The sequence below is a fragment of the Marinobacter sp. ES-1 genome (genome assembly GCF_000475255.1).
Taxonomy (GTDB): Bacteria; Pseudomonadota; Gammaproteobacteria; order Pseudomonadales; family Oleiphilaceae; genus Marinobacter; species Marinobacter vinifirmus.
This window is the reverse complement of the sequence record NZ_AXBV01000043.1, coordinates 111,271-133,208: the sequence shown is the minus strand read 5'-3', so window position 1 is coordinate 133,208 and position 21,938 is coordinate 111,271. Positions and strand designations below refer to the sequence as shown.

The window sequence follows — 21,938 nt, the reverse complement described above, 5'->3', positions numbered from 1 at the left end:
CACGATGGGCCGGAATACGCACTGATACCATCCGCTCAAGGAACTTCGACTGAAAGAACGGTTATAATGCCGACACCAGGCCTCCCCAGCGGAGGCCTTTTTCGTTGTTTGTTCCAGAGGAGTAAGTTGTCCCTTGAGCGGCCTGTTAGCAACCTTCGCCCACACCCTTGAAACCACCCTGCCGGTTTTTGCCATGGTCTTTATCGGCATCGGCCTGCGCCGGATTGGCTGGATAGACCAGAACTTTGTCAGCACCGCTTCCGCCTTGGTGTTCAAGGCCACGCTGCCAACCCTGGTGTTCCTCAGCATCATCCGGGCAGATCTGACGACGGCATTCAACATCAAACTGCTGCTGTTCTACCTGGCGGCCACACTGGCCAGCTTCGGCGCTGTCTGGTTCTGGGCAATCCGGCGGGTGACCAAAGATGACCGGGGCGTCTATGTGCAAGGTGCGTTCCGGGGTAATTGCGGGATTGTCGGCCTGGCCTTGGCGGCCAACCTTTATGGCGATTACGGCTTGTCTGCCGGCGGCATATTGCTGGGGCTGGTGATTATTTCCTACAACGTGCTGTCTGTCGTGGTATTGCTGGCGTATCAGCCGGGTAAAAGCATGAGCTTCTCGAACACCGTTAAAGACGTGGTTCGCAATCCGCTGATTATTGCCGTGGTTATCGCCATTCCCTTCGCCGCCTGGGAGGTCACGCTTCCACAATGGGTGATGACCAGCGGCAATTACTTTGCCTCTCTCACCCTGCCACTGGCCCTGCTCTGCATTGGCGCCACCGTTTCCCTGAAAGCCATCAGAACAGACAGCGGCCCGGCGCTGGGAGCGTCGGTATGGAAAATGGTGAGTTTGCCGGCCCTGTGCACACTGGCGGCCTGGCTGGCGGGATTCGAAGGCCGGGAGCTGGGCCTGATGTTCCTGTTCTTCGCCAGCCCGACGGCAGCGGCGAGTTTTGTCATGGTGAAGGCTTTGGGCGGGAACGACCGCATGGCGGCCAATATCATTGCACTGACCACCTTACTGGCCAGCGTAACGGTAACGGCGGGGGTCTTCATACTGCAGTCCACCGGGCTGGCGTAATGCCCTGCCCGGCGGGCTGAGGTTTCAGGCGATCAGAACTTCAGGCGGCTGCCGATCATGGCGACGTTTACATCGTCATAGTCGCCGTTGTCAGCATCCAGCGCGAAGTTGTTGTAGGCGAAGTATACGTCCAGGCGCTTGATGGGCTGGTAGACGTAGGCGGCGCCGTAGATTTCTACGTCGGAGCCTTGGACCGCACCTACATTGTCGCCATTAGCATCCACTGCGGCCGGGTTGAAGTCTTCACCTGCAGCCCGGTGCACTGTGAACGAGTGCTTTCCAGTCCTGTAGCCCACTTTGAACATGTTGAAGTCGGAATCGCGACCGGCATCGTTCTCAGCATTCGAGTAGACCGCAGTCAGGTTGATACCGGTATCGTGCAACCAGGATACAGAGCCACCTACCGTATCCAGATCTTTGGCGCCGGCGTCATTTTCATCCTTGGTAGAATAGCCAACAGACGCAGAAAGCTTGCCTAGACCGTCAAATGAAGCATTGTAGAATGCTGCAACCTCAGAAATGTCTTGATCGTCTTTATAGCCTTGGCTCACCGCCAGATTAACCGGGCCAAAGGCGGGCGCATCGTAGCGGACCCGATCGTAACGTGCTTCGAAATCCTGGTTTCGAACAGAAGTAAACAGAGTCGGACCATTATTTGAATCATCTACAAATCTTAGCGCACCACCTACCAACGCCAGATCCGGGAAGGAGGCTACCTTGGTGCCAGACAGATCAGACTCAGTTGCCCCGTCGGCCGCACCTGAACCCTGCCCTACAGAGATCTTGCCGTAACGCCCTGCAGCGAACAGGTTAATGTGCCGCTCGTCCCAGTTACCCTTGATGGAACGGTCATCGGGCGTGACCAGATTTGAAGGATTGTGCTGATATTCAAATTCAACGTGCGCACCCACCTTCAGATCGATGTCTTTCAGGTCAGTGCTAATGCGAGCACCTACACGGCTGGAGGCATAGTCGTTGTCCACGATGTACTGCTCGGAGCCTTCGCCAGTATCGGCGTGCATAACCGCCATGTTGATGTGGCCGTAGAAATCCACGTCCAGATCAGGGACTTCAGCCTTCTGGGCAAAGGCCGGTGTAGAGGCCAGGCCGGCCGCAGCGATGAACAATGCAAGTTGGTGTTTTTTCATTCTGATTCTCCGGTTTTGGAAGATATTTCATTTCCGTGGCATGGAGAACAAGTTAGGAAGTTCAGAGAGGTGGCGATTTGACTGATGTCAGTTTTGTGGGGGTGTTTGGTGTGGCGTAGCGGTTAATGCTTACGGCTGTAGGGATTATTCCGCCCAATAAAAAACCCCGGCATTTCTGCCGGGGTTCTTTTATTGGCGGAGAGGGAGGGATTCGAACCCTCGATACGCTATTAACGTATACACACTTTCCAGGCGTGCGCCTTCAGCCACTCGGCCACCTCTCCAATAAACTGTTTCAAATCAGCTACGTTGTCGCTCATTTGAGGGCGCAAACTTTAATAGTTTTGCTGGCGTTTGGCAACCGCAATGAAGCGATTCCTTTAAAAAAATCCTGAAAATCCGTGTTGGCGGATTTCCGGCGACTAAATTGGCTATCCTTGTCATCAAACACCCACAATATCCGGAGCCTCTTTATGTTAATGAAAGCCGAACAGTCCACCCTGCTTCTTGTCGATGTACAGGCCAGGCTGATGCCTGCAATCAGTCAGGGAATGGAGGTGGTCGACCGCTGCACCCTGCTGGCGACAATTGCGGGCTTGCTGGAGGTGCCGGTCATCGCCACGGAGCAGGTTCCGGACAAGCTGGGGCCGAATGTGGAAAGTGTTCGGGAGCTTTGCCACCACACCGTCAGCAAATACCATTTCGATGCCTGTCCGGACGGGCTGATTGATGCCCTGCCGGAGGGCCGCCAGCATATTGTCATCGGAGGCTGCGAAACCCACGTATGTATGCTGCAAACGGCCCTGAGCCTTCTGGATGCCGGTTACAAGGTCTGGGTGGTTGCGGATGCAACCGGTTCCCGAAATGATTTCGACCGGGACGTAGCGCTGGACCGCCTGCACCAGAGTGGCGCCCGGATTGTTACCACAGAGATGGTAGCGTTCGAGTGGATGGTAGACTGCCGCCATCCGAGGTTCCGGGACGTTCAGGCACTGATCAAATAGCACTTATTCGAGGTTTTTCATGCTGAATATGGATTTCTCCCAGCGAGTGGTTGTTCATACCCGCGAACAGGAATGGCAACCCAGCACGGCGGCGGGCGTGGAGCGCAAGCCGCTGGCACGGGAAGAGGCCGAACGGGGCCATGCCACCAGCATAGTTCACTACAAACCCGGTTCTTCCTTCAAGCGGCATGAGCACCCACTGGGCGAGGAAATCCTGGTATTGGAGGGCGTATTCTCCGACGAGACCGGCCATTACCCGGCCGGCACCTACCTCCGGAACCCGCCCGGCACTGGCCACGCGCCCTTCAGCGAAGAAGGTTGCACCCTGTTGGTGAAGCTGCACCAGTTTGATCCGAAGGACACCGCAACCGTTCGTGTCGATACCAATCAGGCTGAATGGTTGCCGGGCATTGGCGGGCTGCAGGTAATGCCCCTGCACGATTTCGAGCATGAGCATGTGGCCCTGGTGAAATGGCCGGCCAATGAGGCCTTCCAGCCCCACCGGCACTTCGGTGGCGAGGAAATCCTGGTGCTGTCCGGCGAGTTCTGCGATGAACACGGCCGTTACCCGGAAGGCACCTGGATGCGCAGCCCGCACCTGAGCCAGCATCACCCGTTCGTAGACCAGGAAACCGTTATCTGGGTGAAGACCGGCCACCTGCCCCTGCCGGCTGGCGCCTGAGCAGCCAGGCTGCCATCAACAAAGCGTGCAGCACCAGCAGCGGCACGGCAACCATTAACAGCGAAGCCCAGCCCAAGGCTGTCAGCACGGCTCCGGCACTCAGCGCCGCCGTGGCCTGGGCGCTGAATACCATGATGTCATTGAGGCCCTGTACCCGGAATCGCTCTGAATCCCGGTAGCCCTGAGGCAACAGGGTGGTGCCGCCAACAAACAGGAAGTTCCAGCCCACCCCGAGCAGGATCAGGGCCCATAAATAATGGTGGAAGCTGATGCCTGCCGCGGCCAACAGAATACACCCCAGATAGGCCAGCAAGCCGACAGTCATCATCAAGGGGATGCCCACCACCCGGATCAGCCGTCCGGAGATAAGAGACGGCAGGTACATGGCCATGATGTGCAGCTGGATTACCCGCTTGGCGTCGTCAAAATCGTGCCCGGCCATTTCCGTCATACTCAGGGGCGTTGCAGTCATGATAAAGCTCATCACCGCATAACCAATGGCTGCACCACTGATGGCGGTCCAGACCAAGGGATTGGCGAGAATCTCACGCATGGGGCGACCACCACCCACGACAGTCTCGGCCACGCGCTCCCCGGAAGGCCGATAACCGACCGCCACCACAACCAGAGCCATGGCTTGCACCACCGCCAGTCCGGCCCAGCTCAGAAGAAATGGAAAACGTTCGCCGGTGCCGCTGCCCAGTCCGGCAACTTCCGGCCCGAGCCAGGCAGCTACCAGGCCACCAAGCAATACCCTGGCGGCCGCTGTACCCGCCATGTCCGAAGCTACCGATTCCATGGCCGCAAACCGGTATTGATGCACCACCGCCAACCCGGAGCCACCGATAACGGCGGCAAGGCACATGGTGACAAAGTCCGATTGCCAGGAGGCAAACATACCCAGCCCGCCAGCGATCATGCCAGCCAGCGTGCCCAGCAACATCACCTGCTTGCGCCCTACCCGCTCCATCAGCCAGGTAGCCGGCTTGATGGCCAGAACTGTGCCGACCACCACCAGTCCTACCGGCAAGGTGGCCAGTTCCGGTGCAGGCGCCAGCAGCCGCCCCTGAATACTTCCGATAAATACAATAAAAGGAGCCGTGCACATGGCCAGCGCCTGAGCCGCTACCAGCACCCATACATTCAAAGGCATGAAACTGTCCCGTCAGAAATGCGAAAACGGCAGCCTATCACTAAATGACAGGCTGGCAAGTGCTGCTCAAAGCCGCAATGACGGCTAATGCAGGTGAATCGTCATCCGGGAATCCGGATGGAAACGGATATCCTGAATACTGATATTGCCAATAGGCGGTGTCTGGCTGTTGGTGACACGAATATTGTCGAGACGAACTTCCTCGATGCGCTCCGGCAGCAGCAACTGAAGTGCACCGTCATCGCGGATACGGTATTGGGGTTCGCCTTCCCGGTAATGGACGCCGGAAATACTGAGGTCCGAATCGACGAAGCTCAACACCGGAGAGAATATGTGGGAGGCCAGTTTCAGGGTGTTAACCGGGTCCCGGGCGGTTTCCGGATCAGCGACGGTCTCAATACGCTCCAGAAGCCCAATCTCGCTCCCCGCTGTTATGCTAGCCATTTCCTCTTCGGTCATGGGCGCAAAGCCGCCATACATCTCGCCCGCCACCACCGGAGCCAGGGCGGCATTGGAGTTGCCTGAGGCAAAGGTAACCAGGGGCTGGAAAGGGACGGTGACCATGGCCACCAGTGCGGCGGCGTTGCGGTAACGGGCCTGGTGTTTGAGAACCCGGTGCAGTTCCCGCTCGGTAAGCCAACCGGCTTCTACGAGCACCTCACCCAGGCGTTGGCCGGTGTCATGCTGAATTTTCAGGCCGGCTTCCAGCTGGCCTTCCGAGATATAACCCCGGTTGATCAGCAACCGGCCAAGCCGGGACTTTTCCTCAAACCCTTTGTGTACTTTCACTGGCAAACGCTCCCGCTGGTACAGTTGCAACCGTACAACCCGGCCCGGCACGAACGAACCGCACCCGGCAGAGCATTACTCTCCCTGGATGCGGATTCTGGAATCCCGGTGAAAGCTTAGATCATAGAGGTTGATATCGCCTAGTGGCGGGCCGTCTCCGCCGCCTACGTTAAGATTTTCGATGGCGACCAGGTCCACGGTTTCCGGGAAGGCAACATGGATTGCGCCATCGCTGCCCAGCGTGACGACCTCTTCGCCCGGCCGGTATTTAATGCCGACAATCTTGAAGTCCATGTCCAGCAAATCGGGCAGCGACGCCAGCAGGTCTTCAAGGACATTGGCCACATCTGCACCGGCAGTGCCCAAGTCCGCAAGGCTGTCTCCGCTAACCTCACCGGATGGCGCATTCACACGGGTGACATAATCCGGGCTCTCAAGGTGGGCCGGCTGGGTGCCACCACCCGCTCGCAGCAACTCCTGCAAACGCACACTGCCGTGAGCGGACACCGCAGACATACCGGCTTCTGATACCGGCAGAAACGCCGGTGTGTAGCTCCAGTTTTGCTGCTCGGAAGCCAAGGCCATTGGCGCGGAACCGGTAAAGACGGCGAAGGCAGACGCCACCGCACCAGCCTGCGTTAATAAACGGAATCTCACCAGACTTCTCCTGTATTCAAAGTGATTACCGTACAACCCGAATCGGCAACATGACTTACAAATCTACACATTTAAAGGATAACCCAGCCTATTCAACTGTCTACCATCGTGGGCATTCAATGGTTAAGTATCTGTTAGAATTGTGCACAGGTTACGATTTCAGACATTATGTCAGCCAAGCGATCCATTCCTGAAACCGCGAGTCCTGTTGAAATGACAAATACCGTAAAAAGCCTGTTTAATGTGAAGCCCGTCCTGTTTGCCCTCGCACTGCCCCTCATGAGTGCCGCTCCGGTGCAGGCAGAAGGGCCTGTAAACGAGCGTCCGGAAGTGCGGTTTGAAACCTCTCACGGTGATTTTTCCCTGGAGCTGCGCCCGGATGTCGCCCCCAAAACGGTCGAAAACTTTCTGGGCTATGTCGATAAAGGCTTCTACAACGGCACGATTTTCCACCGCGTAATCGCCGACTTCATGATTCAGGGCGGCGGATTTACTGAAGACATGTCCCGCAAGTCTACCGAAGAGGCCATTGTTAACGAGGCCTCGGCCGAGCTGCCTAACGAGCGGGGCACCATTGCCATGGCCCGCACCAGCGCACCGGATTCCGCTACCTCCCAGTTCTTCATTAACGTGGTCGACAATCCCTACCTGAACCCGGGCGCCAACGGTGCCGGCTATGCGGTATTTGGTAAAGTAACAGAAGGCATGGATGTGGTGGACGCCATTGCCGGTGTTAAAACGGCCCGCATTCGTGGCATGGCCGATGTGCCCGTTCGCTCTGTGATCATCGAGCAGGTAACCCGGGCTGCTGCCGAAGACTGACTCTATGACCAACCCTGTTCTGCCGCCGGCCATGGAGCCGGCGGATCTTGTCTGGCGCGATGGTGTGCCGGAATCTGCCCGCTTTGGTGATGTGTACTTCAGTCGCGACAACGGGCTGGAAGAAACCCGCTATGTATTCATCGGCCGCAACCGGCTCCGGGAGCGCTTTGCTGAGCTGGCCGATAACCGTCATTTTGTGGTTGCGGAAACCGGCTTTGGTACCGGTCTGAACTTCCTGGCCGCCTGGGCCGAGTGGTTCAACTGCCGGCCGAAAGATGATTCTGCCATTCTGCACTTTGTGTCTGTGGAACGGTTTCCCCTGACCCGGAGTGACCTGGAAAAAGCCCTGTCTTTCTGGCCGGAGCTTGCCCCCCAGGCTGCCGAACTCATCGCCCATTACCCACCACTGATTCAGGGTACTCACCGGCTGGTACTGGCGGGCGGGCGAATCCGGCTGACGTTATATTTCGGTGATGTTCTGGACGCCTGCCGAGACCTCTCCTTCAAGGCGGATGCCTGGTTCCTGGACGGCTTTGCCCCGTCGCTGAATCCGGAGATGTGGCTGGAAGACGCCATTGGCCAGATTCGAAACCACAGCAAGCCCGGCACCACGCTGGCCACCTTCACCTCTGTGGGTCGGGTGCGCCGGGCACTGATCGATGCCGGGTTTTCCATGCAAAAGGTACCGGGTTTCGGTCGCAAGCGGGAAATGCTCACCGGCCAGCTTGAGGTTTCCGGGGCCGACTCCGGTGCATCAGACCGGTCACCGGTGGCGATCATCGGTGCCGGAATTGCCGGTACCACCCTCGCCCGCAACCTTGCGGAACGGGGGGTTCCCGTTGTGCTGGTTGACCGGGCCGATCAGCCCGGCGCCGGTGCCTCCGGTAATGCTCAGGGCGCGCTCTATGTGAAGCTGGGCGTGGAATACAATGCCCAGACCGAACTGGCCGCAACCGCGTTGAGTTTCAGCCAGCGCTATTACCGGCGCTGGGCCGGACAGTTCTGGCACCCCACTGGCCTGCTGCAGCTTGCTTCCAACGAGCAGGAGCAGCATCGTCAGCAGAAGTTCCTTGAACGCTGCCAGTACCCGGCCGAACTGCTGGAACCGGTGGATGAAGAGCTAGGTTCGAAGCGCGCCGGCCTGAAGGTAACAGCCAGCGGCCTGTGGTTTCCCGGTTCTGGCTGGCTTGAGCCGGCAAAGGCCTGCGCTGCCCTTGCCGACCACCCGGGAATCCAACAGGTATTTGGTTTCAATGTACGCACGGTGAGGTCTGACGGCAAAGGCTGGACGATTGAAAGTCAGGAAGGCCAGCGGCTGAGCGCAGCGAGGCTGGTGATTGCAGGCGGTCACGAGTCCGCCAGCCTGAACCCGGCCAACGGCAAACTGAGGCTGAAGCCGATTCGGGGACAGGTCACCTGCTTGCCCGCAGAAAACTATAACCTGCCAGGGGCGGTCATCTGTGGAACCAAGTACCTGAACCCGGCCATGAGTGGAATCGCAGTAACCGGTGCGACCTTTGACCTGAGAGACAACAACCCGGACGTGACGCCGGAAAGCCACCAGGAAAATATCGAGCAACTGGCAGAGCTGCTGCCTGCCGTCATGGGCGACCATGGGCCTGATGCCAGCGAGCTTGCAGGTCGGGTTTCTTTCCGTTGCGCCAGCCATGATTATCAGCCGGTGGCTGGCGAACTCAAGGATGACAACGGGCAGGAAGTGCCGGGCGCCTACCTGCTGACCGGATATGGCAGCAAGGGTCTGACTTGGGCACCACTCATGGCAGAGTACCTGGCGGACCGGATAACCGGCCAGCCATTGAGCTTGCCGGAGCCGCTGATCCACCGGGTGGAAAGCTCGAGGTTATACCCCAAGCCGGACTGACTGGCGGCCGAGGATAACCCGACCACTTCTCATGGATTATCAGCCGGAGCTGTCAGCAACCGCCCTTCCGGACTGAACAGAAGAACCTGGTGTCCGGTATCGGAATCCACCAGCGCTACGATCTCATCATCCCGGTAGTTGCCGAGGCCCAGGAACTGCACACCCGGCTCCGCCAGTGCTTTTTGCCAGCTCTGATAAAGCTCCGGATCCTTCTGGGTGGTCACCCGTGCCAACAGGCCCTGGCCACCATCCAGCGTTCCGGCAGCAATCACATCACTTGCCAGTGCTACGCCCTTGTCCAGGGAGTTCACAGCGGCGTCTGCAACGGAGGCAATGGTGAACGCAGCCTTGGGCACGCCGGTACTGGTGAAGCCCAGTACAAACCCGGCCATTGCACCTGTTGTGCGCTCCAGCTCGTTATCGCCCTCTTCCACTTCGGTAAGACTGTAGCTCCAGGGGCCGTCACCGATCAGCCATGCGGTACTGTTTGCATACAAGCCGTGGCGGAGCTGTTCCGAGGCATCACCACCAATACCGTATACCGCGCCGTCTGCCGTGCCCGAATAGAAGAACGGTCCCACAGTACCGTTGCCATCAACCACGCCGGGCGCATAGCCAAATACCATCGGTGTTGAGAACTCTGTGCTGGCACCAGCTACCCGGTCGTTGCCGGTTGAGCCTTCCTGGCGGACCTCTTTCAGCTTGAGTTCCTCACCGATGGTTTCAACCACCGCCAGGAAGGTGTCGATGCCTCCGGAATTGCTCTGTCCACCCCAGGCGCCGTCGGATTCACCGGCAACCACTAGGTTGCCATTGGTACCCTGATAGCCCACTCGTTTGACGGAATCATTGCCGGAGGAGCCAAACGCAAGCCTGTAGTTGTCGAATACCGGTCCGTAGACACCGGTGTCCCCGTCTTTGCGGTATAACTCCACAACAGCCTCACCAGCGTCAGAATAAGCCACCACCAACTCTTCGTAGGTTATACTGCGACCGTCAACCCGCTCGGTTCGCTTACCCAGTGCCAGGTAAACCTCCGTGGCCGCTGCCGTTGCGCCGGCATTCAATTCAAGCGTGGAGCCCGACTGCACGCCTTTCTGGTCGTAGATCCGCACCTGCAGCACATCATCCGCGCCACGACCCGCCACATACAGTTCACCCTGCGCTCCCGTAGCCATGTCTGTGGGCACAAATCCATCCGTCCAGGTCAGCGGCGTTATCTGTCGGTTAAAGCTCAGGGTCATCAGCTCGTCGCTTTCGCCCCGGGCAAAGTTCTCGAGGCCGGCCTGACCCTTAACATCAACAACCAGGATCGCGAGGCGGTCATGCAGGCTTTCGGCGGTGTCTGCGTAGTCCTTCGCGGTAATACTGAACTGCACTTCGTTCACGCCTGCCGGGAACACCAGTTCATTAGTCCCGGGCTCAGGATCCAGCGTAAGGCCCTGAAGAGTCTCGGGGGCCTGGACAATCACAAAATCTCCGGTTCCAACGGTAGAACCCTGTTCGCTAACCGTCAGTTTTACATTTACCTGCCCTTCCCGCTCGCCAGTCAGGATGGCAGCGTAAACCTGCTCCTCGTTGTAACCCGCAGAGGTTACATCGGTCACCTCCGGGTCAACATTCAGCGTGTCCCTGGTGCCGCCGTTCAGGGTTCGCAGGGCAACCATCGGTTCGTTATCGGCAATGGCCAGGTTGGTGCTGATACCGGCGTTATTATTGCCAAGAGACGCCAGGCCATCACGAACCTCCGTAAGGGCCAGCCGAGCCTGCTCGGTGGGTTCTGCCACCTTGTCATCAATCACTTCCAGCGGGATATAGCATTCACTGATACCGGGCTCCAGGGTAACGACACCCCGGTCGTAGAAGCCTTCGGGGCCTTCCTGGTACGTCACGTAGGCCAGCTCATTGCCGTCTTCATCAACCGGGTGGTCCGAGCCGCTGCCAAGAGCGACAATGTCCTGCCCGACAATCGCACGGCCCATATTACTGTCGGCGGAATGGCAGTCCTGGGAAATAGCTCCAACGGGATCTTCACAGGTGAAATCCGACTCCAGCTGGAATGCAATGGAAACTCGGGTAACAGATGGCCGTTCAAGCCGGACTTTGGCATACACCCGGCGGGTTGGCTGGGCAGCCGTTTCGGAAACACTGTGGGCGCCTTCCGGCTCAAGCTCCGGCAATGCACAGTGTTCACCCCTGGGAGCACTGATCTCCGGTGATTCACCTTCGGTAAACTCCGGTGCCTCCACTGAAACCAGGTTGTGCTTCACTTCGATATCAAACGGCTGGAACCCGGCCAGACGACCATCAGTGGTAACGATATCGATATCTTCGGTTTTACCAAGGTCGTCCAGGCCGCGCTCGCCGCCGGTCAGCCCCGGCACACCGCGCATGATGACGCCCTGCCGGGCCTTGTTGCTGGTATCTTCCAGGGCCAGCCAGGCCGGTGCATTGGTGAGGGAATAATCGAGGATGCCTTCGCCGCCGTAGGCACCCCAGTTGTAGTAATACTCAACGCCGATGTATGCGGTGGCAGGCGGTGCGCCCAGCAATGTGGGGGCGTCCGGATCCTTTTCGGTTTTACAGCCGGCCGCGGCCAGGGCAACCAGAGCCAGGCCCGCAAGCCGGCCCGTCGAAAAAGTGCGGGTAAACAAATCGGCGCGCATGCAAAAATCCGTTTCAAGACGTTGTTGTTATGGCGGTGTCCGGTTGCGTGCAGCAAACCGGTTTACACACCGTTACAGGTCAACGCCATGGTAGCCAATTTGTTCTCCGGGGGATCTGCGCGAGTTCTCAGATTCACCGGCCAGCGGGCTTCAGGCCTCTAAGCCGTGCTCCTTGAGCAGGGCCAGCAGGCCGTCTTCGTCCAGAACCGGCACGCCCAGCTGCTCAGCTTTGGTGAGCTTGGAGCCGGCCGCCTCGCCAGCCACCACGCAAGCGGTCTTTTTGGAGACGCTGCCAGCTACCTTCGCCCCCAGGCGTTCCAGCTTTTCCTTGGCCTGGTCTCGGGTCATTCGGGACAAAGTGCCAGTGATTACCCAGGTTTCACCCTTTAACGGCTGCTCATCGGCCGCCACTACCTGCTCTTCCTGCCAGGTAACACCGGCGTCTTTAAGCGCTTGCAGGGTTTCCTGGTTATGGGGCTGGTCAAAGAAACTTCGGATATGGCCGGCCACGATGGGGCCGACATCCTGAACCAGCTGCAGGGCGTCCTCATCTGCCTTTGCAATCGCCTCCAGGGTTCCGAAATGGGACGCCAGGGACTTGGCCGTGGCCTCACCCACTTCCCGGATACCCAGCGCATACAGGAAGCGCCAGAGTACCGGGTTGCGGGAGCGGTCGATGGCCGCCACCAGCTTGTCGGCAGACTTGTCACCCATGCGCTCCAGGCTGGCCAGCTGGAATTTGGTCAACCGGTACAGGTCCGCCACGGTGCTCACCATGCCTTCATCCACCAGCACTTCAATCAGCCGATCGCCCAGACCTTCGATATCCATCGCCTTGCGGGAGGCGTAGTGGCGGATGGCTTCCTTGCGCTGGGCCGGGCAATACAGGCCGCCCGAACAGCGAGCCACGGCCTCGCCCTCAATCTGGACGATGTCGGAATCGCAGACCGGACAATGCGCGGGCATTTCAACGGAGGGCGCGTTAGCCGGGCGTTTTTCCGGCACCACCTTCACCACCTGCGGAATCACATCCCCTGCCCGGCGAATAATTACCGTATCGCCAATGTGGACATCCAGCCGGCGGATTTCATCCATGTTGTGCAGGGTGGCGTTAGAAACCGTTACTCCGCCGACAAACACCGGTTTCAGGCGTGCCACCGGGGTAACCGCGCCGGTGCGACCCACCTGAAATTCCACGTCTTCGATGACCGTCAGCTCTTCCTGGGCAGGAAACTTGTAGGCAATGGCCCAGCGCGGCGCCCGAGACACAAAGCCCAGCTGCTCCTGCAGGTCCAGCCGGTTGACCTTGAATACGATGCCGTCGATTTCATAGGGCAGACTGTCGCGCTTTTCCAACAACTCTCTGTAAGCCTGCAAGCAGGCTTCCGCCCCGCTGGCCTTGCGCATTTCCGGGTTGATCCGGAAACCCCAGCCACTCACCAGCTGCAGGCTGTCCCAGTGGGTGCCGGGCAGCACGCTTTCATCGGTAACGGCCATGCTGTAGGCACAGAACTCCAGCGGCCGTTTGGCGGTGACCGTGGATTTCTTCTGGCGAAGGCTGCCGGCGGCGGCATTGCGCGGGTTCACGAAGGTCTTCTCGCCCTGCTCCGCCAGCCGCTGGTTCAGCTTCTCGAACCCGGCCTTGGGCATATACACCTCACCCCGAACCTCGAGCAATTCCGGATAGCCACTGCCCCGAAGTTTCAGGGGCACGGAAGGAATGGTTCGAATGTTGGCGGTAATGTCTTCACCCGTGTAGCCATCGCCCCGGGTGGCGGCGCGGGTCAGCAAACCGTTTTCATAGTGCAGGCTGACCGCCAGGCCATCCAGTTTGGGCTCACAGACATACTCAATGGCGTCTTCGGTGTTCAGTCGATCGCGGATACGGCGGTCGAAGTCCCGGAGTTCGTCTTCGCTGAAGGCATTGTCCAGCGAGAGCATGGGCAGCCGGTGGGTGACTTCGGCGAAGCTGGTGTCCCGGGTGCTGCCTACCCTGCGGGTGGGCGAGTCGTCCGAGGCCAGCTCCGGGTGTTCCTGCTCCAGTTTCTGGAGCTCCCGGAACAGGCGGTCATATTCGGCATCGGGAATTCTGGGCTCGTCCAGAACGTAGTAGTAGTAATTGTGGTCTTCAATCGCGGCGCGTAGCTCGGCTACGCGCTGCTGGATGTCTGCAGAAGCTTTGGTCATCAGGTCGGGAGTCCTGGCTGGGTGTTAGGCCCGATGGGAACGTTGTTTGCGTTCGAATTCGCGGATGCGCTGGCGGCAATGCTCGATGGTCTGCGGTGTCATCACGCTGCGGCGCTCGTCTTTGAGTTCACCGCCCATGTTGCGCACCACTGTCTGGGCGGTTTCCAGCATGAAATCGAAGGCCTGCATGGCGTTTGACGGCCCCGGCAGGCTCATAAAGAAACTGATTCCCGGGGTTTTCATGGTGGCCAAATCCTGTGGCCGGAAGGTGCCCGGCTCTACCGCATTCGCCACACTGAACTGCACGGGCGTGGTGGTGTCGGAGCCTTCATGGCGATGGTAAATATCCAAGTCACCGTGTTCCAGGCCACAGGCTTCGAACAGCTTTTTCAAAACCGGGCCAGAGAATTCCTCGCCACTGCGGGACAACACGTTGATGACCAGTACTTCCCTGGCTTCCGGCCGGTTGGCGCCGGCCAGGGGCTGGTTACCACGAGGCGCCGCAGGTTCCCGGCGGGCGGTATCTTCTTCCACCTCGGAGGTGACAACCGGAGGTTCAGCCGCGGGCTCCACCACCGGCTCGGGCTCCGGTTCCGGTTCCGCTAGCGGCTCCGGCTGTTCGGGCCGCGACGGCACCTGAACCTGGACAGACTCCTGGGGCTCGTCATCAATCGCCCCCCAACCGGTTTCGGGCTCCACTTCGTCGTCAAAACCGTCCGATTCGGACGTGTCACGGGTTACATAGCCACGCTCTTCCAGGTTCCCCCGGGAGACGATGCGGGCGCCGCCGTTCGGCAGTTCCGGATTGTAGTCGTCATCCAGCGGCGACTCTTTCAGGTCACCGGCTCCCATGCCTGACGAAATCGCCATGGATTCCTTTCGGGCGCGACGCATACGGCGAATACCGTCAACCACGATTCCAATAATAACCAGGGTACCTATGGCGATTAACCATTCCCTAAGTGACATAAGCTGCTGTCCTGTTTGCAGTTCGGAACTGTTGTTACTCTAAGAAAAGCCGGTACTGAATACAACGCACACCGGGCCCAGATGGCGTTATTGTCATGGTTGACGGCTTATTCGCCAACCCTTCAGGCTTCGGCCAGGGCCGCTGCCTCTTCTACGTCTACTGATACCAGTCGCGAACAGCCCGGTTCGTGCATGGTTACACCCATCAACTGGTCGGCCAGCTCCATGGCAATCTTGTTATGGGTAATGTAGATAAACTGTACCTGTTTGGACATCTCTTTGACCATATTGGCATAGCGGCCAACGTTGGCATCGTCCAGCGGAGCGTCCACCTCATCCAGCATACAGAAGGGCGCCGGGTTGAGCTGGAAAATGGAGAATACCAGGGCAATGGCCGTCAGGGCTTTTTCACCACCCGACAACAGGTGGATGGTGCTGTTCTTCTTGCCCGGCGGCCGGGCCATGATCGCAACACCGGTTTCCAGCAGGTCTTCGCCGGTCAGTTCCAGGTAGGCACTGCCTCCCCCGAACACTTTCGGGAACAGTGCCTGCAGGCCACCGTTCACCTGGTCGAAGGTTTCCTTGAAACGCTGGCGGGTTTCCCGGTCGATCTTGCGGATGGCGCTATCCAGGGTTTCCAGGGCCTCGATAAGATCGTTGTGCTGCTCGTCCAGGTAGTTCTTGCGCTCGCCCTGTACCTGGTATTCCTCGATGGCGGCCAGGTTGATCGCGCCAAGCCGTTGGATACGGTTACCGATTTTTTCCAGTTCTTCCGCCCAGGCTTTCTCTTCGGCATCCTCCGGCAATTGTTCAAGTATTACCTGAAGTTTTACGTCTAACTCTTTGAGTTGTTCAATATGATTGCCCGAGCGGATCTCCAGCGCTTGGGATTCCATCTTGAGTTTTTCAAGCTGTGCGCGAACATCCTGAACCACGTGGTCTGTGCGGCTGCGGCCCTGCTCCCGGTCCCGGACTTCGCGATCGATATCTTCCAGGGCATCCCGGGCGGTGCTGAGTTTTTCCTCTTCCGCCAGCCGGCGCTCCAGAAGCCCTTCGAGCTGCATCTGCAGGTCTTCCACCGGCTCCTCGGCACTTTCCCGGGCCTCCCGCAGCACCTCAAGCCGCTCCTCCAGCCTTTCTTTTTGCAGCTGCATCCGGTCGATGGTCTGTTTCAGGCTATCGCGCTGGCTTTGCAGCGTCTGCAATTGCAGTTGAAGCTGGTGGCTATGGTCGCGGTCGTGGCGGGCGTCCTGGCGCAAGCGGTCCAGGTTTTCACGAAGGCTGTCCCGATGCTCCAGCAGGCGTTCTTTTTCTTCATCGCTGTCTTCACTGGAGGCCAGCGCAATATCCCACTCTTCCCGGGCCTCCAGCAGGCTTTCCTGCTGGTCTTCCAGGCTCGCGGTGACTTCTTCGATATCGTCTCGAATGCGGGACAACCGTGCCTCTATTTGCTCTGCACGGGCCTTCAGGCCGCTGGCACGGGACGCCAGCACGCCCAGCTCGCGCTCGGTTTCGCCGATTCTGGCCTGGGCTTGCTCCCTGGCGGCCTCAGCCCGTTCCCCCTGCTCCTGCAGACGTTCCAGCTCTTCTTCAGCTATGCCAAGCCGCTCTTCGGCTTCCGCCAGCCGGGCCTCCAGCTCTGTGACCTTTTTCTGACGCTCGATCACGCCTATCTGCCCGGCGTCGGAATCCGGCATCAGCACCCAGTCCCGGGCCACCCAGATACCTTCACGGGTAATCAGGCTCGCGGACGGCGCCAGTTGGTCACGGCGCGCGAGTGCATCGGCGGCAGATTCCGCCACATCAATGTTTGCCAGCATGGCATCCAGCGCCGGAACGCCGGATACCTTGGCGGCAAGCCCGGAGCTTTCCGGGCTGCCATGGCCATTTTCCGAAACGACCGCCAGGCCTCTGGGTGCCTGTTCCAGCGCGCCCGTCAGCTGATCAAAGCCGGGCAACGAAAGGCCCTGGGTGAACCGGCCTATTACCTGCTCAACGGCAAACTCCCAGCCGTCTTCGATTGCCAGGCGGGTCGCCAGCCGGGGCGCATCGGAAAGGCCGTTATCTGAAAGCCATTGTTGCAGCGCATCGTCCTGGCTGCCCATCTGTTCGTCCAGCAGGGATTGCTGGGACTCCAGGGAAGCCCGCAGGCTTTGCACCCGCTGGCGATGCTCCTGCACCTGCTGTTCGGCATCGCGGAGTTTCTGGCGGGCGTTATAAACGTCATCCTGCAGAGACTGAATTCGCTCCCGGGCTTCTTCCCGCTGGAGCTCCAGGGTTTCCTGCTGTTCCAGAAGGTCTTCCAGCTCTGCCCGGTCCAGCTGGCCTTCCAGCAGTTCGTTCTCGTCGTGCAGTTTCTGTTTGCGGTTGCGCAGCTGCTCGATGGCGTCTTCCAGCGAACGGATGCGGGACTGGGCAAGCTCTGCCTGGCGGCGAGCGTCGGCGGATCGGGTGCTGAATTCATCCCAGCGATGCTGCCAGTCGCTCATGGCATCCTCGGCCTGCTGGAGCTTCTCGCCGGATTCCTCGGCCCGGATCGCCAGGCTTTCCTGCTCGGGCTCCAGCATATCCAGCTCTTCCTGGATAGCGGCCAGCTTGTCTTCGTCCTGTTGCAGTTCCCGGGCCAGCTCCCGCTGGTTGGCCATGGCCTGGTCCAGCTCGGCAGCGGTCTGGCGGCTGCGCTCGCGCTGGTGTTCGATACTTTGCTCGATACGGGCAATGTCTGCGCCAGCTTCATAGTACCGGGCCTGGGCTCGGTTAAATTGTTCGGTGCGTTCGTGGTGGGCTTCGCGCAGGGATTCCAGGGAGGTTTCCAGGTTCACCCGCTCGGTCAGGAGCTTTTCCAGCTCCAGTTCGGCATCGCGGATCTTGCCACGCCAGGTTTGCAGGTCGTTATCCAGGGCCTTCCAGCGCAACACTGTGAGTTCCGCTTTTTTCTGACGCTCTTCCTGCTTGTAGGCTTTGTACTTTTCCGCAGCGGCGGCCTGGCGCTCCAGGTGCTGCAACTGGCGGCCCAGCTCTTCCCTAAGGTCGGTCAGGCGGTCGAGGTTTTCCTGGGTGCGCTTGATGCGGTTTTCGGTTTCCCGGCGGCGTTCCTTGTACTTGGAAATGCCGGCGGCTTCTTCGATATAGACCCGCAACTCCTCCGGCTTGGCTTCAATCAACCGGGAAATCATGCCCTGTTCGATAATGGCGTAGCTGCGTGGCCCCAGGCCGGTACCCAGAAACAGATCTGTGATATCACGGCGGCGGCACTTGGAGCCATTCAGGAAGTATTCGGACTGGCCTTCCCGGGAGACCCTCCGCTTGACCGAGATCTCGTTGAATTTCACGAATTCGCCGGGCGCCTTGCCTTCGGTGTTATCAAACACCAGTTCGATGGAGGCCTGCCCCACCGGCTTGCGGGCGCTGGAACCGTTAAAGATAACGTCGGTCATGGATTCGCCCCGCAGGTATTTTGCGGAGCTCTCGCCCATTACCCAGCGTACGGCGTCGATGATATTGGATTTGCCACAACCGTTCGGCCCCACCACCGCCGTCATGTTAGACGGAAACGGCACAGTGGTTGGATCAACAAAGGATTTAAAGCCGGCCAGTTTGATGGACTTGAGCCGCATATCAGGCGTTCTCCTCCGTGAGAATGCTCAGTACCTGTTGGCGCTGGTGTTCACCGAAATCCCGGATGACGTTTTGCAGGCGGTCGGTATCGCCGGTTACGGCGGCATCGGCGAGGTTCCGGAAGAACGTGCCGGTTTCGGCGATTTCACTGCGGAAGTGGTCCAGGGCCACGTAGTAGGTGCGGCTGATGGCGGGCCGGAAGTTTTCCAGGGTTTCTTCCAGGAACGGATTTTCAACCAGGCTGTAGGCGTAGCGCATAACGCCAAAACCAGCCTCGATCACCCGTTCGGCGGCATCCGGAGCCTGGGAATTGAGGGCATCAATCACCGCCTGCATTTCCCGCACCTGGCTCATCACGCCGCCCAGCTCGTCACCGGACCAGCGCTCAAGCACCTTGCGCCCGAGCATGCACAGCAGGTCAATATAGATGTCGTAGAGTGCGTTGACCGAGGCGGGGGTCAGGTCAGACACCACGGCACCGCGGCGCGGGTAGATTTCGACCAGGTGCCGGCGTTCAAGGATCAGCAGCGCCTCACGCACCGAGCCGCGGCTGACGTTCAGCTCTCCGGCAACCTTGAGCTCCTGAATACGCTCGCCGGGCTTGAGGTCCCGAATGACGATTCTCTGGCCAATATGCTGGGCGATCTGTTCGGAAAGGCTTTCCGGTGCCTGAAATCTCATAGACCTGATGCTCACTTCTGCCAACGCGTAACAATCAAACGCAGGAGTTTATCACAGGCTTTTGCCGGCCCCACCCCTTGTCTGACATTTTGATTGCCGGCCGTCGGGGTGGAGCCGTTGAGATATCAGCTGCGGGGTTTACGCTGAGGGCGCGCCGGGGCGGAGTCAGACACCTGCCAGCTGCCTTTGCGGGCGCGCTGAAGGGATTTTCCGGGGCTCTTCCGGCGCTTGCGATCGTCGGCGGCTTTCTGGCCCGGTGTTTTCTGGGGAATGCTGACTGGCGCGAGGTCGACCGTGCGGCTCAGGGTATCGACCGCTTTCTGGTCCAGCTCTTCCCACTTGCCCAGGGTCAGGCGGCTGGGCAGGAAAATCGGCCCGTAACGAACGCGTTTCAGGCGGCTTACCCGCACCCCCTGGGATTCCCACAGGCGGCGGACTTCCCGGTTGCGGCCTTCCAGCAGGGTAACGTGAAACCAGCGGTTCATGCCGCTGCCGCCGGCCGGTGAGATATCGGAAAACTTGGCCATACCGTCATCCAGCAGGACACCTTCACGCAAACGCTCGAGCATGGCGTCGTCTACTTCACCAAACACCCGGACCGCATACTCCCGGTCAATCTGGCGAGACGGGTGCATCAACCGGTTGGCCAGCTCGCCGTCGGTGGTGAACAGCACCAGGCCGGTGGTGTTGATATCCAGCCGGCCAATGGAAATCCAACGCTGGTCTTTCAGCCGAGGCAGCCGGTCGAATACCGTCGGGCGGCCTTCCGGGTCTTTCCGGCTGGTGACCTCCCCTTCGGGTTTGTTGTAGATCAGCACCCGGCGCACGACTTCGGCGGCGGAACTTACATCCAGCACCTTGCCGTCAAGTTCAAAGGTGTCGTCAATGGTGGCTTTCTGGCCGGGCTGTGCTGGCTGGCCGTTGACCAGCAGGCGGCCGGATTCCATCCAGCCTTCGATTTCCCGGCGTGACCCGGCACCTGCACGGGCCAGCAGTTTCTGAATTCGCTCCGGGCCTTCACTCAGGGCCTGGTCGCCGCGAGCCGGTTTCTTTGCTGCGCCTGGTTTTCCGGGGCTAGGTGCCGCCATGTATTACATCCTTTACTGAATAGCTGACGCCGGTGGCATCAGTGGAGTGTCTGGTCGGGCGCGTCGAGTTCGATTCCGCCCTGCATATTGCGTTCTATCTCCCGGCCGATCTCTTCGAGGTCCCGCACTTCCGATAACGGAGGCAACTCATCGAGCCCGGTCAGGTTGAAATAATCAAGAAATTGCCGGGTAGTGGCATACATGGCCGGCCTGCCCGGCACATCCCGATGGCCTACTACTCGCACCCACTCTCGCTCAAGCAGGGTGCGAATGATATTGCTGCTTACCGTAACGCCACGGATTTCTTCAATCTCGCCCCGGGTAATCGGTTGCCGGTAGGCGATCAGTGCCAGGGTTTCCAGCAACGCCCGGGAATACCGCTGGGGCTTTTCCTCGAACAGCCGGCCAACCCAGGGCGCGAACTCTTCCCTGACCTGCAGCCGGTAACCGCTGGCCACTTTCTTCAACTCGAAACCGCGGCCTTCACAGGACTGCTCCAGCAGCACCAGCACGTGCTCCATAACCTGCCGGGCCGGACGTTCGCCCTCGTCGAACAACTCCCGGAGCTGATCCAGTGACAGGGGCTTTCCGGCGGCCAGCAGGGCGGCCTCGGCAATACAACGAATGCGGTCCAACTGTTCTTCGTTCATGGTTCCGGATATCCCTTAGCTGGCAGCACGGGCGCGCACGTGAATGGACCCGAGAACCTCTGCCTGCACAATTTCAATCAGCTGTTCCTTCACCAGTTCCAGTGTTGCCAGAAAGGTTACCACCACACCAAGCCGGCCTTCTTCAATGGTGAACAGGCTTTCGAAGGTCACGAACCGGTCTCCCTGAAGGCTGGCCAGGATATGGGACATGCGTTCCCGGGTAGACAGCCGTTCCCTCTCCACATGGTGGCTGGTGAACAGATCGGCCCGTTGAAGCACTCTACGCAGTGCCAGCAGTAGCTCCCTCATATCGACATCCGGGTGCGGCTGGGACGACGGCAACTTCGGTAATGCGGCAGAAGCGGCAAAGGTGTCCCGCTCCATGCGGGGCATTTCGTCGATATCTTCGGCCGCCTGCTTGAACCGCTCATATTGCTGCAGCCGACGGATCAGCTCTGCCCTCGGATCGATATCATCGTCGTCGTCACTTTCCTGGCGGGGCAGTAACATCCGGGACTTGATCTCCGCCAGGGTGGCAGCCATCACCAGGTACTCGGCCGCCAGTTCGAAGCGCATAGCTTCCACGGCACCGATGTAGTCCATGTACTGGCGGGTGATCTCGCTGACGTCGATATCCAGAATGTTCATGTTCTGGCGGCGAATCAGGTACAGCAACAAGTCCAGGGGCCCCTCAAAGGCCTCCAGGAAAACTGCCAGTGCATCGGGTGGAATGTAAAGGTCTTTCGGCAGGTCGACCAGGGGCTTGCCCGACACCCGCGCAAGGGGTTCCTGCACCGGGGTATCCGCCGGGGCGTCAGCCACTTCCGTGCTTTCGTCCGTCATACCTGTTCACCTCTG

Annotated in this window: 17 protein-coding genes and 1 tRNA gene; 5 read left to right on the top strand and 13 right to left on the bottom strand. The window is 59.4% G+C overall.

Annotation, left to right across the window (positions count from 1 at the left end):
- Positions 1–142 precede the first annotated feature (142 nt).
- Positions 143–1,084, top strand: a complete 942-nt coding sequence (locus tag Q668_RS08865; protein ID WP_227498329.1) for an AEC family transporter — start codon at positions 143–145, stop codon at positions 1,082–1,084.
- 32 nt (positions 1,085–1,116) lie between these two features.
- Here the strand turns inward: Q668_RS08865 and Q668_RS08860 are convergent, their stop codons facing one another.
- Positions 1,117–2,232, bottom strand: coding sequence for a porin (locus Q668_RS08860; RefSeq protein WP_022989255.1), 1,116 nt, complete (start codon positions 2,230–2,232; stop codon positions 1,117–1,119).
- Positions 2,233–2,425: 193 nt separating this feature from the next.
- Positions 2,426–2,516 (bottom strand) — tRNA-Ser (locus Q668_RS08855).
- 189 nt (positions 2,517–2,705) lie between these two features.
- Here Q668_RS08855 and Q668_RS08850 point away from each other — a divergent pair.
- Together Q668_RS08850 and Q668_RS08845 are read left to right on the top strand one after the other, a co-directional pair.
- Positions 2,706–3,236, top strand: a complete 531-nt coding sequence (locus tag Q668_RS08850) for an isochorismatase family protein (protein ID WP_022989254.1) — start codon at positions 2,706–2,708, stop codon at positions 3,234–3,236.
- 19 nt (positions 3,237–3,255) lie between these two features.
- Complete coding sequence (locus Q668_RS08845; RefSeq protein WP_022989253.1) at positions 3,256–3,918, top strand: cupin domain-containing protein; 663 nt, start codon at positions 3,256–3,258, stop codon at positions 3,916–3,918.
- On the opposite strand, the gene Q668_RS08840 is transcribed toward Q668_RS08845, so the two are convergent.
- The 3 genes from Q668_RS08840 to Q668_RS08830 all read right to left on the bottom strand — a co-directional run bounded on the left by Q668_RS08840 (position 3,872) and on the right by Q668_RS08830 (position 6,517).
- Positions 3,872–5,071, bottom strand: a complete 1,200-nt coding sequence (locus Q668_RS08840; RefSeq protein WP_022989252.1) for an MFS transporter — start codon at positions 5,069–5,071, stop codon at positions 3,872–3,874. The genes Q668_RS08845 and Q668_RS08840 overlap by 47 nt on opposite strands.
- 84 nt (positions 5,072–5,155) lie before the next feature.
- Positions 5,156–5,860, bottom strand: a complete 705-nt coding sequence (locus Q668_RS08835) for a hypothetical protein (RefSeq protein WP_036219577.1) — start codon at positions 5,858–5,860, stop codon at positions 5,156–5,158.
- Between the two features lie 75 nt (positions 5,861–5,935).
- Positions 5,936–6,517, bottom strand: a complete 582-nt coding sequence (locus tag Q668_RS08830; RefSeq protein ID WP_152521771.1) for a hypothetical protein — start codon at positions 6,515–6,517, stop codon at positions 5,936–5,938.
- A gap of 213 nt (positions 6,518–6,730) precedes the next feature.
- Between Q668_RS08830 and Q668_RS08825 the strand changes: the two genes are divergently transcribed.
- Positions 6,731–7,339 (top strand): peptidylprolyl isomerase, encoded by a 609-nt coding sequence (locus tag Q668_RS08825; RefSeq protein WP_022989249.1) that lies wholly within the window; start codon positions 6,731–6,733, stop codon positions 7,337–7,339.
- A gap of 4 nt (positions 7,340–7,343) precedes the next feature.
- Positions 7,344–9,221 (top strand): bifunctional tRNA (5-methylaminomethyl-2-thiouridine)(34)-methyltransferase MnmD/FAD-dependent 5-carboxymethylaminomethyl-2-thiouridine(34) oxidoreductase MnmC, encoded by a 1,878-nt coding sequence (gene mnmC, locus Q668_RS08820; RefSeq protein WP_022989248.1) that lies wholly within the window; start codon positions 7,344–7,346, stop codon positions 9,219–9,221.
- A 29-nt stretch (positions 9,222–9,250) separates the two neighbouring features.
- Here mnmC and Q668_RS08815 read toward each other — a convergent pair whose 3' ends face one another.
- From Q668_RS08815 to Q668_RS08780, 8 genes are all read right to left on the bottom strand, one after another.
- Positions 9,251–11,887, bottom strand: a complete 2,637-nt coding sequence (locus tag Q668_RS08815) for a hypothetical protein (RefSeq protein ID WP_022989247.1) — start codon at positions 11,885–11,887, stop codon at positions 9,251–9,253.
- Between the two features lie 150 nt (positions 11,888–12,037).
- A complete protein-coding gene (gene ligA, locus Q668_RS08810) occupies positions 12,038–14,074 on the bottom strand; it encodes an NAD-dependent DNA ligase LigA (protein WP_022989246.1) in 2,037 nt (678 codons plus the stop codon).
- Positions 14,075–14,098: 24 nt separating this feature from the next.
- Positions 14,099–15,043 (bottom strand): cell division protein ZipA, encoded by a 945-nt coding sequence (zipA, locus tag Q668_RS08805; protein WP_022989245.1) that lies wholly within the window; start codon positions 15,041–15,043, stop codon positions 14,099–14,101.
- 122 nt (positions 15,044–15,165) lie between these two features.
- On the bottom strand, positions 15,166–18,660 hold the full coding sequence (gene smc / locus Q668_RS08800; protein ID WP_022989244.1) for a chromosome segregation protein SMC: 3,495 nt from the start codon (positions 18,658–18,660) through the stop codon (positions 15,166–15,168).
- Between the two features lies 1 nt (position 18,661).
- On the bottom strand, positions 18,662–19,342 hold the full coding sequence (locus Q668_RS08795) for a GntR family transcriptional regulator (protein WP_022989243.1): 681 nt from the start codon (positions 19,340–19,342) through the stop codon (positions 18,662–18,664).
- Between the two features lie 125 nt (positions 19,343–19,467).
- Complete coding sequence (gene rluB / locus Q668_RS08790; RefSeq protein ID WP_022989242.1) at positions 19,468–20,430, bottom strand: 23S rRNA pseudouridine(2605) synthase RluB; 963 nt, start codon at positions 20,428–20,430, stop codon at positions 19,468–19,470.
- Positions 20,431–20,468: 38 nt separating this feature from the next.
- Complete coding sequence (scpB, locus tag Q668_RS08785; protein ID WP_022989241.1) at positions 20,469–21,080, bottom strand: SMC-Scp complex subunit ScpB; 612 nt, start codon at positions 21,078–21,080, stop codon at positions 20,469–20,471.
- A gap of 15 nt (positions 21,081–21,095) precedes the next feature.
- Positions 21,096–21,923: a segregation and condensation protein A gene (locus Q668_RS08780; protein ID WP_022989240.1), complete on the bottom strand. Its 828-nt coding sequence runs from the start codon at positions 21,921–21,923 to the stop codon at positions 21,096–21,098.
- Positions 21,924–21,938: the final 15 nt, after the last annotated feature.